Origin of the sequence: Streptomyces sp. NBC_01296, assembly GCF_035984415.1 — a bacterium.
In the GTDB taxonomy this organism is placed as follows: domain Bacteria; phylum Actinomycetota; class Actinomycetes; order Streptomycetales; family Streptomycetaceae; genus Streptomyces.
Genome location: NZ_CP130720.1, coordinates 3,515,633 through 3,529,354, shown reverse-complemented (window position 1 = coordinate 3,529,354; position 13,722 = coordinate 3,515,633). Strand labels below are relative to the sequence as shown.

General features: G+C 71.9%; 1 protein-coding gene and 1 pseudogene. Both read left to right on the top strand.

Annotated elements, in window-relative coordinates:
• Window positions 1-29: 29 nt before the first annotated feature.
• Window positions 30-11,450: pseudogene (locus tag OG299_RS15645) on the top strand (SDR family NAD(P)-dependent oxidoreductase); the annotation flags it as partial.
• Between the two features lie 496 nt (window positions 11,451-11,946).
• Entirely contained in the window at window positions 11,947-13,707 is a 1,761-nt protein-coding gene (locus OG299_RS15640; RefSeq protein ID WP_327361798.1) for an MFS transporter, read from the top strand.
• Window positions 13,708-13,722 lie beyond the last annotated feature (15 nt).

Below are 13,722 nucleotides of genomic sequence, written 5' to 3'. Positions count from 1 at the left end.
ACGAGCAGAAACTTCGCGACTACCTCAAGCGGGCAACGGTCGACCTGCGGGAGAGCCGTCAGCGTGTGCAGGACCTGGAGGAGCGCGCACACGAGCCGATCGCGATCGTGGGCATGGCATGCCGACTCCCGGGCGGTGTCGCCTCCCCGGACGACCTGTGGGAGCTGCTGAGCGCCGAACGCGACGCGGTCGGCCCCTTCCCGCAGGGCCGCGGCTGGGACCTGGAAAACCTGTACCACCCCGACCCCGACCACCTCGGGACCTCGTACTGCCGCGAGGGCGGCTTCCTGTACGAGGCGGACCGGTTCGACGCCGAGTTCTTCGGCATCAGTCCTCGCGAGGCGGCGGCGATGGATCCCCAGCAGCGGTTGCTGCTGGAGACGGGTTGGGAGGCCTTCGAGCACGCGGGCATCGCCCCGACCGCGCTGAGGGGCACCCGTACCGGGGTGTACATGGGCGTCATGTACGACGACTACGGCTCCCGGACCCCCCAGGCGCCCGAGGACTTCGAGGGCTACCTGCTGACCGGAAGCGCGGGCAGCGTCGCCTCGGGTCGGTTGTCCTACACCTTCGGCTTGGAGGGGCCGGCGGTGACGGTCGACACCGCGTGTTCCTCCTCGCTCGTCGCGCTTCACCTTGCCGCCCAGTCGCTGCGTCAGGGTGAGTGCTCGATGGCGCTTGCCGGTGGTGTGACGGTGATGGCGACACCGGGCACGTACGTGGAGTTCTCCCGGCAGCGCGGGTTGTCGCCGGACGGGCGGTGCAAGGCGTTCTCGTCGTCGGCGGACGGCACGGGCTGGGCCGAGGGCGTGGGCGTGCTGGTGCTGGAGCGGCTGTCGGACGCCGAGCGCAGCGGGCACCGGGTGCTGGCGGTGATCCGTGGTTCCGCGGTGAACCAGGACGGTGCGAGCAGCCAGCTGACCGCGCCGAACGGGCCTTCGCAGGAGCGGGTCATCCAGGCCGCGCTGGCCAATGCGCGGCTGTCGCCGTCCGAGGTGGACGTCGTGGAGGCGCACGGTACGGGTACGAGGCTGGGCGACCCGATCGAGGCGCAGGCGCTGCTGTCCGCTTACGGCCGGGCCCGCGGGGACGACAACCCGCTGTGGCTGGGTTCCCTCAAGTCGAACATCGGTCACACGCAGGCCGCGGCGGGTGTCGCGGGCGTGATCAAGATGGTCATGGCGATGCGCAACGGGGTCATGCCCTCGACCCTGCACGTGGACGAGCCGACCCCCGAGGTCGACTGGTCGGCGGGCACGGTGCAGCTGCTGACGCAGGCTCAGCAGTGGCCCGAGCTCGAGCGTCCGCGCCGTACGGGCGTGTCGTCCTTCGGGATCAGCGGGACCAACGCCCACGTGATCCTCGAAGAGGCGCCGCGCGAGCCTGCTGCCGATCCGGTGACAGGACCGGATGCCGTCGTACGGCAATCGGAGCCGGGCCGACCGGCGCTGCCGGCACCGTGGTTGCTCTCGGCCAAGTCGGAGACCGCGCTGCGGGCGCAGGCGAGCCGGCTGCTGGCCTGGCTCGCCGACCACCCCGAGGCGGATGACGCCGATGTCGCTGCCGTCCTGACCGCTGCGCGCGCCCAGCTGGGTCGGCGCGGCGCGGTGCTCGGATCCGACCGGGCCGGTCTGCTCGCCGGCCTCACGGCCCTGGCCGCGGGTTCGGCGTCCCCGCACGTGGTGTCGGGTGTCGCCACCACCGGCGAGACGGCCTTCCTGTTCACCGGTCAGGGCGCGCAGCGCCTCGGCATGGGCGCAGGGCTGGCCGCCGCGTTCCCCGTGTTCGCCGCTGCCCTCGACGAGGTGTGCGCGCAATTCGACGCCCTGCTGGGGGTCTCGCTGCGCGAGGTCATGTTCGGCGGGACCGGGGGCGGCGGGAACGGCGCCGCCGACACCGAGGGCAAGGCCCTGCTCGACCGGACGGAATTCACGCAGCCGGCGCTGTTCGCGTTCGAGGTGGCGCTGTACCGCCTCCTGGAGTCGTTCGGCGTGACCCCGGACGTGGTGGTCGGGCATTCGATCGGTGAGCTGGCCGCGGCCTACGTGGCCGAGGTGTGGTCGCTGGCCGACGCGTGCCGGCTCGTTGCCGCCCGCGGTCGACTGATGGGCGCGCTGCCGACCGGGGGAGCGATGCTCGCCGCCGCGGTGTCGCAGGAGCGGGCGCTGGAACTGCTCGCGGCCGGGACGGTCTCGTTGGCGGCGGTGAACGCGCCCGCGGCGACGGTGTTCTCGGGCGAGACTGAGGCGATCGTCGCACTGCAGGACCAGCTGGCGGACGAGGGCGTGAAGACGACCCGGCTGACGGTCAGCCACGCCTTCCACTCGGCGTTGATGGAGCCGATGCTCGCCGAGTACGAGCAGGTCGCCCGATCGGTGGAGTACCGGGCGCCCCGCACGGGCGTGTGCTCCACGGTGTCCGGAGAGCCGGCCGGTCCCGAACTGCTGACGCCGCAGTACTGGGTGCGGCAGGTGCGCGAGGCCGTGCGGTTCGCCCCGGCGGTGCAGTCACTCGTCGACGCCGGCGTGCGCCGGTTCGTCGAGGTGGGTCCGGACGCGGTGCTGGCGGCGCTGACCCGCCAGACACTGCCCGACGAGGTGGCGTCCCGCTCGCTGGTCGCGGCGGGCTCACGGCGCAGCGTCGACGAGGTCGACCAGTTCCTGCAGTTGCTCGCCGCCGCCCACTGCTCGGGCATGACCGTCGACTGGGCGCCGCTGTCACCGCGAAGGCCGGTCACCCACCTCGACCTGCCCGTCTACGCCTTCCAGCAGCGCCGGTACTGGGTGCAGCCCGACGACGACGCGCTCGGTGACATGGGCCGCGCCGGTCTCTCCACGCTCGACCATCCGATGCTGCGCGTCGCCGCGCCGCTCGCCGGTCGCGACGAATGGCTGTTCAGCGGCAGGCTCTCCACCACCGACCACCCGTGGATCGCCGACCACACCGCCTTCGGAGCAGTGCTCCTGCCCGGCACCGGGTTCGTGGATCTCGCGCTGGCCGCGGGCCGCCGCCTGGAACTGCCCGTCGTGGACGAACTCGTCCTGGCGACGCCGCTGCTGTTCGACGGTGACGCTGCCGTGGACGTGCAGCTCTCGGTGACCGAACCCGATCACACCGGCCGCCGGCGCCTGTCGATCCACTCGCGTGCCGTCACCGGCACCGAGCGCTCCCACCCCGGCGAGCCGGACTGGACGCTGCACGCCACCGGCACCCTCGCCCCCGCCGACGGCGTGACACCGGACTGGACCGACCCCGACTGGCCGCCGGCCGACGGCACGCCGATCGACGGAACGCGTCTGTACGACCGGCTCGCCGACCTGGGATTCGGCTACGGCCCGAGCTTCCAGGACGTGCGCGCCGCCTGGACCAGTGATGACGACGTGTTCGCCGAGGTGGCCCTGGACGAGGCGACAGCGGGCCGGGCGGCGGGCTTCGGGGTGCATCCGGCGCTCCTGGACGCGACCTTCCACGCTGCCATCGACGTGCTCGCCGAGGACCTCCCCGACGGCAGGCTGCCGCTTCCGTTCTCCTTCAACGGCGTCCGTGTGTTGCGGCCCGGCGCCACCGCGGTCCGCGCCCGCATCATCCGTTCGGGTTCCGAGAAGGTGCGCATCGACGCCTGCGACGCCACCGGCGCCGCGGTGCTGTCGATCGACGCCGTGCTCGCCCGCCCCGCGGACGCGACCGCTCTCGCCGGTACCCGCAGCCCGCTCTACGCCGTCGACTGGACGCCGGTGACGGCGCCCGCGGTGTCGGACCGGCACCTGGTCGCACTGGGCCGAGCCGTCGCGGGCTGCGCCGAGACGTTCGAGGACGTCGCGGCGTTCGCGACGGGCGGGGGCCACACCGGCGCGACTGTCGTCTGGTCGCCCGAAACGGCGTCGGCGGACGGCGACGACGTCCCCGCGACCCTCCGCACCGCCGTGCACACCGCCCTCGCAGTACTGCGCGACTGGCTCACCGAGCCGGGCTGCGCCGACTCCACACTGATCGTGCTGACCCGCAACGGAGCGGGTCTGCCCGGCGAGACGCCGGACCCCGCGGCAGCGGCCGTCCGCGGCCTGGTACGCAGTGCGCAATCGGAATACCCGGGGCGCATCGTGCAGGTCGACCTCGACGACAACGACCTCGCGGACCTGCCCCGACGGATCGCCGCCGCGGTCGCCGCGGACGAACCACAGCTCGCGATCCGCGGCGGCGCCACGCTGGCGCCGCGGCTGGTGCGTGCGACCCCCCTCGAACCGGCCGGCGGGCACTTCGGTGACGGCACGGTCCTGATCACCGGCGGCGCAGGCGGACTGGGCGCCGTCACCGCACGCCACCTGGTCACCCGGCACGGGGTGCGCAGCCTGTTGCTCGTCTCGCGCCGCGGCCTCGCCGCGCCGGGTGTCGAGGAGCTGGTCACCGAGCTGACCGCGCTGGGCGCCGACGTACGCGTTGCCGCGTGCGACGTCAGCGATCGCGCCGCGGTCGCGGCGCTGCTGGAATCCGTACCGGCGCACCAACCGGTGACCGCCGTCGTGCACACCGCGGGCGTGGCCGACGACGGCACCATCGAGACCCTGACCGCCGAGCAGGTGGACCGGGTGCTCGCCCCGAAGGCCGATGCCGCCTGGCACCTGCACGAGCTCACCCGCGACATGGACCTGTCGGCGTTCGTGCTGTTCTCCTCCGCCGGGCCGCTGCTCGGTGGGCAGGGCCAGGGCAACTACGCGGCCGCGAACGCGGCGCTGGACGCGCTCGCCCAGACGCGCCGCAGCGCCGGTCTGCCCGCGCACTCGCTGGCCTGGGGGCTGTGGAAGCGCGGCATGGCCGAGGCGTTGAACGACCCGGGTGCCGAACACCTGGTGCGTCAGATCCGTACGCGTCTCGGTCTGTCCCCGATCGAGCCGGACACGGGCATGCAGATGTTCGACCATGCGCTGACCACCGGCGAACCGGTGCTGATGACCGCGCTGCTCGACACACCCGCCCTCACCGCGCTGGGCCGGCTCGGCACGCTGCCTGCGCTGCTGCGCGGCCTGATCCGCGTACCCTCGCGCGGCCGGGTCGCCGACAGCCCGTTGCGCCAGCGGTTGCTCGACGCCCCCGCCGATCAGTGGGAGGCACTGATCCGGGGCGAGGTCCGCGCGATCGCCGCCGCGGTCCTCGGCCACGAGTCGGCCGACGCCATCGACCCCGAGACACCGTTCACGGACCTGGGCTTCGACTCGCTCGGCGGAGTCGAGTTCCGCAACCGGGTGACCGCCGCCACAGGTGTTCAGCTTCCGTCCACGCTGGTGTTCGACTATCCGACCGCCGCCGCCGTCGCGGGCTTCCTGCGCACCAGGGTCGACGGTTCGGAGCCGACGCGACCGCGCCCCGCCCCGACCAGTGCCAGGGGCAGGGCCAGGGCCGACGAGCCGATCGCGATCGTCGGCATGAGCTGCCGGTATCCCGGCGGCGTCGAGAATCCCGACCAGCTCTGGGAACTGATCGCCGGGCGCGTCGACGCGATCACCCCGATCCCGGGCGACCGCGGCTGGGACCTCGAGCGCCTGTACGACGCAGACCCCGGCAAACCCGGCAAGATCTACACCCGGGAAGGCGGATTCCTGCAGGCCGCAGGTGATTTCGATGCCGCCTTCTTCGGAATCGGGCCCCGCGAGGCAGCGGCGATGGACCCGCAGCAGCGGTTGATGCTCGAGGCGTCCTGGGAAGCGCTCGAAGACGCCGGTATCGATCCGACCTCACTGCGGGGCAGCGATACCGGGATGTACGCGGGCGTCATGTACCAGGACTACGGCTACTCGGCGCGCGATGCCGCCGACGGTGCCGCGGAAGGCTACCTGGCGACCGGAGCGGCCGGCAGCGTCGTCTCCGGCCGGGTGTCGTACGCCCTCGGTCTGGAAGGACCCGCGGTGACGGTGGACACGGCATGCTCGTCGTCGCTGGTGGCCCTGCACGTGGCGGCCCAGGCACTGCGCGCCGGGGAGACGTCGCTGGCCCTGGTCGGCGGAGTGACGGTCATGTCGACCCCGCTGCTGTTCGTGGAGTTCTCCCGGCAGCGGGCGCTGTCACCGGACGGGCGCTGCAAGCCGTTCTCGAATGCTGCGGACGGCGTCTCGTGGGCCGAGGGCGTCGGCGTGCTCGCCCTCGAGCGGTTGTCCGACGCGCAGCGCAACGGACGCCCGGTGCTGGCCGTGATCCGCGGCAGCGCAATCAACCAGGACGGTGCGAGCAACGGCCTGACCGCACCCAACGGTCCCTCCCAGGAGCGGGTGATCGCCCAGGCACTGGTCAACGCAGGGGTGGCCGCGGCCGAGGTGGACGCGGTGGAGGCGCACGGCACAGGCACCACGCTGGGTGACCCGATCGAGGCGCAGGCGCTGATCAACGCCTACGGACAGGATCGCGCCGAGCCGCTGCGGATCGGGTCGTTGAAGTCGAACATCGGGCACACGCAGGCGGCCGCCGGTGTCGGCGGTGTGATCAAGATGGTGCAGGCGCTGCAGCACGAGGTGCTGCCGCCCACCTTGCATGTCGACGCGCCGTCGCAGCACGTGGAGTGGTCGGCGGGCGCGGTACGGATCCTGACCGAGGCCGAGCCGTGGCCGGCCGGGCAGCGTCCGCGCCGGGCGGGGGTGTCGTCGTTCGGGATCAGCGGCACCAACGCGCACGTGATCCTCGAAGAGGCTCCCGCGGCCCCGCCGCGGCCGGTCGATCCACCGCGCCCGGAGGCCTTGCCGCTGCTGCTGTCGGCGCGGACGACCGCCGCGCTGAGGACCCAGGCGCGCCGTCTGTACGACGCGCTGAGCGAACGCCCGGAGCTCGACCTGACCGACGTCGCGGTGACGCTGGCGCTGCACCGCGCGCAGCTCGAGCAGCGCGCCGCCGTCGTGGGCCCGGACCGGGAGACGCTGCTGGCGGCCTTGGCGCGCCTGGCAGCCGACGAGACCGGATCGGGCATCGCCAACGGCGCTGGTCAGACGGGCACGACAGCGTTCCTGTTCACCGGTCAGGGCGCGCAGCGGATCGGGATGGGCGCTGGACTGTACCGGGCGTTCCCGGCTTTCGCCGCCGCGCTCGACGAGGTGTGCGCGCAATTCGACGCACACCTGGGGCATTCGCTGCGGGACGTGATGTTCGGCGCGCCGGCCGCTGCGGGCGGCGCGACGGCCGAGGCCCTGCTGGACCGCACCGAGTACGCCCAGCCCGCGCTGTTCGCGTTCGAGGTGGCGATGTACCGCCTCGTCGAGTCGTTCGGCGTGACGCCGGATGTGGTGGCCGGGCATTCGATCGGCGAGCTGGCCGCGGCGTACGTGGCCGGTGTGTGGTCGTTGCCGGATGCGTGCAGGCTCGTTGCGGCCCGGGGCCGGTTGATGGGGGCGCTCCCGACGGGCGGGAGCATGCTGGCCGCCGCGGTGCCGGAGGTGCGGGCCGTGGAGCTGCTGGCGGCGGTCCATGCCGATCCGGCAGCCGCCGCGGTCTCGCTGGCCGCTGTGAACGCTCCCGATGCGGTGGTCTTCTCCGGAAACACCGAGGCGGTGTCCGCGCTCGAGTCGAGGCTGGTGGCCGAGGGAGTCAAGACCAGCAGGCTGCGGGTGAGCCACGCCTTCCACTCCGCCTTGATGGATCCGATGCTGACCGAGTTCGCGGAGATCGCCGCGGGCCTGACGTACCACGAGCCGCGCATACCGCTGTGCTCCACGGTTTCCGGCGCGTTCGCCGGCGATTCGTTGGGTACGCCCGAGTACTGGGTACGGCAGGTGCGCGAGGCAGTGCGCTTCGCCCCGGCGGTGCAGTCACTGCTCGATTCGGGTGTGCGCCTGTTCGTCGAGCTGGGCCCGGACGCGGTGCTGACGACCATGACCCGCGCCGCTCTGCCGACGGACCTCGCAGCGCGCGTATCGGTGGTCGCGGGATCCCGTCGCACGGTCGCCGAACCCGAGCAGCTGGTCGCCGCGCTGGCCACCGCGCACGGTGCGGGCCGGCCGGTGCGGTGGGCGGACTACTTCGGAGCCCGACCGCAGGCACGGATCACGTTGCCCACCTATCCCTTCCAGCACGAACGATTCTGGCTGCTGCCCGCGGAGGCCGCTGCGCCGCTCGCCGGTGCCGACTCCGTCGACCATCCGCTGCTGCACGCCCAGGTACAGCTCGCCGGCAAGGACGAGTGGCTGTTCACCGGCAGGCTCTCGCTGCGCACGCACCCATGGCTCGCCGACCACGCCCTCTTCGACACGGTCCTGATGCCGGGTACCGGATTCGTGGAACTGGCCCTGGCCGCCGGTGCCCGGCTCGGCGTGCCGCGCCTGGCGGAACTGGCGCTCGCGGCGCCGCTGGTCCTCACACCCGATGGCGCCGCGGACATCCAGCTCGCCGTGGGCGAACCCGACGCCGATGGGCACCGGACCGTGGCCGTCCACGCCCGCGCCGCCGACGCATGGGTGCTGCACGCCCGTGGCCTGCTCACGCCCGCCGCGCCGGCCGCGGCGCCGGACTGGGCCCAGGTGTGGCCTCCGGTTGCGGGCGATCCGGTCGACGGGCAGCAGGTGTACCGCGCACTCGGCGACCTCGGCTTCGGGTACGGCCCGGTGTTCCAGGGTGTTCGCGCCGCGTGGTCGCGCGGGGAGGAAGTGTTCGCCGACCTGGCGCTCGACACCGACACCGCAGCGCGCGCCACCGCCTTCGGACTGCATCCGGCACTGCTGGACGCGGTGTTCCACGCGGCTGTCGGCCCTCTCGCCGAGGGCGGGCCCGACGGCCGGGTGCCACTGCCCTTCGCCTTCGACGGCGTCCAGCTGGCACAGTCCGGCGCGGATGCCCTGCGCGTCCGCATCGCCCGTACCGCACCGAACACCTTGTGCGTGGAGGCGGTCGACGCGACCGGTGCCCTCGTGCTGAGCATGGAGTCCGTGCGGGCCCGCCCGATCGAGCAGCAGGAGCTGGCCCGGCTGCGCGGCGCGGCACCGCTGTTCGACCTCGAGTGGGTCGCCGTGCCTGCCGCCTCCGAGGCGGACGCCGGACGCGTCGTCGTGCTCGGCGACCCGGCGACCATCGAGGCCCCCGAGCCCCCGACACGCTGCGGCGATCTCGCGGAACTCGCCGTGCTGCGGGATGCTCCCGACACGGTGGTGTGGTCGGCGCCCCGCGGAACCGGTGCCGACGCGGCGGACGTACACGCCGGCGTGCTGACGACACTGGCACTGTTGCAGGGCTGGATGGGCGACGAACGCCCCGGCCGGCTCGCGATCGTGACGCACACGGCCGCCGGACTGCCCGGCGAGGAACCCGACCTGGTCGGCGCCGCCGTGGCGGGCCTGGTGCGCAGCGCACAGTCCGAGCACCCGGGCCGGTTCCTGCTCATCGACCACGACCGCGACGTCCTGCCGGTCAAGTCGCTCGCCGATGCCGTGGCCCGGGACGAACCGCACGTGGCCGTTCGCGGGGGTCGGCTCCTGGCACCGCGACTGCAGCCGCTGCCCGCCACCGAACCGGGCGTGCCCCCGTCGTTCGACCAGGGCACGGTGCTCATCACCGGCGGCACCGGCGGCATCGGCGCGATCCTCGCCCGGCACCTGGTCGCAGCGCACGGCGCACGACGACTGCTCCTGACATCGCGGCGCGGTGCCGCCGCGGACGGCGCCGCCGAACTGGCCGCCGAGCTGACCGGCCTCGGCGCCCGCGTACGGGTCGTGGCGTGCGACGTCACCGAACGCACCGCCGTCCAAGCCCTGCTGGCCGACATCGACACCGACGCCCCGCTGACCGCCGTCATCCATGCGGCGGGCGTTCTGGACGACGGCACGATCGACACCCTCACCACCGCGCAGACGACACGGGTGCTGGCACCGAAGGTCGATGCGGCACTGCACCTGCACGAGCTGACCCGCGACCTGGATCTGTCGGCGTTCGTGCTGTTCTCGTCCGCGGCGCCGTTGCTCGGCGGGCAAGGACAGGGCAACTACGCCGCCGCGAACAGCGCGCTGGACGCGCTGGCACGCGTGCGGCGCAGCGCGGGCCTGCCCGCGCACTCGCTGGCCTGGGGACTGTGGACCGTCGGCATGGCGGGGATACTCAGCGGGGACGGCGCCGAGCAGTACGCCCGCCAGATCCGGGCCAGGCTGGGCCTGGTCCCGATCGACCCGGAATCCGGGATGGCGCTGTTCGACCACGCACTCGCGACCGACCGGGCGACACCGACGACGGCACTGCTGGACACGGCGGCGCTCACCGACCTGGCGCGCGGCGGCACACTGCCCGCGGTGCTGCGCGGCATGATCCGGGTGTCCCCGGCCGCCGCGCGTACCGGTGTCAGCCTGGCGCGGCAGCTGGCCGCACTGCCCGACGCCGACCGCGACGGTGTGGTCCTGCGAGAGGTGCGCAACGTCGCCTCGGCGGTCCTCGGCCACCTGTCCGGCGACGCGATCGACCCGCACGCGCCGTTCACCGAGCTCGGATTCGACTCCCTCGGCGCCGTCGAATTCCGGAACCGGCTCGCACAGCTGACCGGGCTGGAGTTGCCGTCGACGCTGATCTTCGACCACCCGACCGCCGCCGATGTGGCGAAGCTGGTGCGCTCGCTGATCGAGGAATCCGACACCGGCGTGGTCGAGCAGGCACCGGTCGGCGTGCGCGGCACGATCACCGACCTGGTGTCGGCGGCGCATCGCCGCGGTGAGCTGGCAGGGGCGATGCCCCTGCTGACCGCGAGCTCGGCTCTGATGACCACGTACCCCGCCGGCGAGGCCGCCGCACAGCGCCCGGCTGCGTCGCAGCTCCTGGCGCGCGGCGCCGCGGCGCCGGCGCTGGTCTGCATCCCCTCGTTCCTGGCGGGATCGGGCACGCACCAGTTCGCCCGCCTGGCTCGCGAACTGGGCGTGGGCGGCGAGCGGCAGGTCAGTGCGTTGCGGCTGCCCGGTGTGCGCGCGGGCGACGACCTGCCGGCGACATGGGCGGCGGCGATCGAGAGCCTCGCCGCGGCCGTCGCACCGGAACTCGAGCGAGGCCCGGTGGCGCTCATCGGCTACTCGGCCGGTGGTGCGATCGCCCACGCGGTCGCCCGGCGGCTCGAGGACGACGGCGCCCGGCTCGCGGGCGTCGCGATGATCGACACCTACTCCCCGGAAGACCACGAACTCAACCGCCTCGTGCTCACCAACGCGCTGGGGCAGATCCTGTCCCGGGACAACGCACTGACCCCCGTCGACGACCACGGCCTGGTCTCCATGGGCGGCTACGTGCGGATCTATCCCGAGCGCGAGGCCAAGCCGATCGCCGCGCCGACGCTGAATCTGCGGGCCACCGTGACGCTGAGCAGCTTCGGGGACGTCGACCCCGTCCCCGACTGGCAGCACCGTGGACCGGCCGAGTACATCGAGGGAGATCACTTCTCGATCATCGAGGGACAGGCGGCAGAGACCGCCGCGCACCTGCGGCGCTGGCTCGATTCGCTCGGCGGCCGCTGATGTCCGAACCGTCGGATTCGAGGAACGAGGAAATATGAAAGCCCTGGAAAAGCGCGGCGTGCGAGCATTCGACGAGGTTCACGCGGCCCGCCGCTGTGCGGGGCGCGACCCCGTGCCGACGGTCGGGTAATTCCCCGCAATCCGCATGATCGGCGTCAGTCAATTCCCCACCCCTGTGGTCACGACTCCCCAGCGGGACGCTGACGCCGATCACGCTGCCGGCCGCGCTCGAACCAGAGCCTTCCTGGAGCATCGGTCGATTCCCCGTGGGCGCGCCCTGGAGAATCGGTCGAGTTCCCCCAGTGCATACCGGTGCCCGGGTGGAGAAGTCGATCGCGCTGCGCTTCTTCGGCGGTGTCCCGCGGCGCCGGGTGCCGTACGCACGACCGTGCTGGACAAACTACGTGAAAGCGGCATCCCTGCCCGAGACGCCCCCGGGCGACGCGGCGCGACGGCTCTGAAGACATGAAATCCGCGCAGTCGCAACCATAGGGAAGTGAAATCCCTCGACTGCGAATCCGGCAGAGACATAAATCTGCCCGGTCCGCAAATCCGGCAGGGGCATACGGTTCGTCCGGCCGCAACGGTTTTGGCGAGAAAATCCAAACTTGACAGCGTTGTGGAGGTTGCCTATATTCCCATCGGCCAAGTCTCCGCCCATCGATATCCGAAGGTGTTCATGACCGTGCCTCCCGCATTGCCGAAGTCCAGGCAGCAATTGATTCTTGCCATTCTCATGCTGTGTTCACTGCTGATCTGGATGGAAAACACCGTCCTGAGTACCACGCTGGAGACCCTTGCGGATCCGGTCCGCGGACTGGGGGCCGATCCCGGTCAGCTGCAATGGGCGACCGGTGCGTACACCCTGGCCTTCGCCACGTTGATGTTCACCGCGGGCGCACTGGGCGATCGGTTCGGCCACCGGACCGTTTTCTCCAGTGGGCTGGTGATCTTCGCCGGGTCCTCGCTGTGGGCGGCGTACGCAGGCGATGCGGGTCAGCTGATTGCAGCCCGAGTTGCGATGGGGGTGGGCAGCGCGCTGATCACGCCCGCCATGATGGCCATCCTCATGTGGACCTTCACCGGCACCAAGCGGGCTGCCGCGATCGGCATCTTCTCGACGTCGGCCGGTGTCGGAATGGCTGCCGGCCCGGTGCTGGCGGGGTCCCTGCTCGATCATTTCTGGTGGGGCTCGGTCTTTCTGATCAATCTCCCGGTCGCTGCATTGGCGTTGGTCGGGCTTGCCGTGCTGGTTCCGAATTTCCGCAGCCCCACTCGGCGACCGCTGGACCCCGCTGGAATGTTGCTGTCGATCAGTGGGCTCGTGGCGTTGGCCTACGGGCTGATCCGGGCGGGGCAGGTGGCGGCGTGGAGTCGTACCGACGTCTGGGTGCCGATCGTTGTCGGTCTGGTTCTGCTGGCCGTTTTCGTACTCGTCGAACTGCGCCTCAAGATGCCCAGCTTCGATCCGCGACTGTTCGCGCAGCGCACCTTCGGCGGCGGCAATGTGGCGCTCGGACTGCTGCTCTTCGGCGTGGCCGCCATCACCTTCTACAGCGCGTTCTACCTGCAGGGCGCGCTCGGATTTTCGCCGATGAAGGCCGGTCTGGCCAATGTCCCGACAGCAGTCGGCGCGCTCGCGGGGGCGCCCCTTGCCTCCCGCCTGGTTCGCCGCCTGCCGCTACGCCTCGTCACCGTGCCGGCGCTCACCGCGGCTGCGCTGGCCATGGGTGGGTACACGTTCCTCGGACTCGAAACCCCACTCGTCTGGATCGAGATCCTTTTGCTGATACAGGGTCTTTCGATCGGCATGGTGATCGGCCCCGTTACGGCCGCATTGATCAGCGACCTGCCGTTGGAACAGGCCGGTGCCGGGTCGGCCGTCACCAACACCGTGCGCCAAACCGGCAGCGTGATCGGAATCGCCGTAGGCGGCACGATCATGTCGATCATGTACCGACGTGCGATCGAACCTTCGCTGGAGGGTGCATCCGGTCCGGTGCAGGATCAGGCGCGAGTCTCCGCCGAACAGGCCCGCCACGTCGCCGCCACCATCCACCAGCCCTCTCTCGCCAGGGCTGCCGACGATGCGTTCATCCACGCCATGCACGTCGGCGCGGGCTGGATCACGGCCGTCGTGCTCCTCGGAGCAGTGGTGCTGCTGATCACCTTGCCTGCTGCCGGAAAGAAGAAGGCCCCGACACCGCAGCCGGACCGCGAAGAGGCCCGCAGCGCCGAGTCTCGATCCCTCGCGTGACGGGCTGTCTGCAAA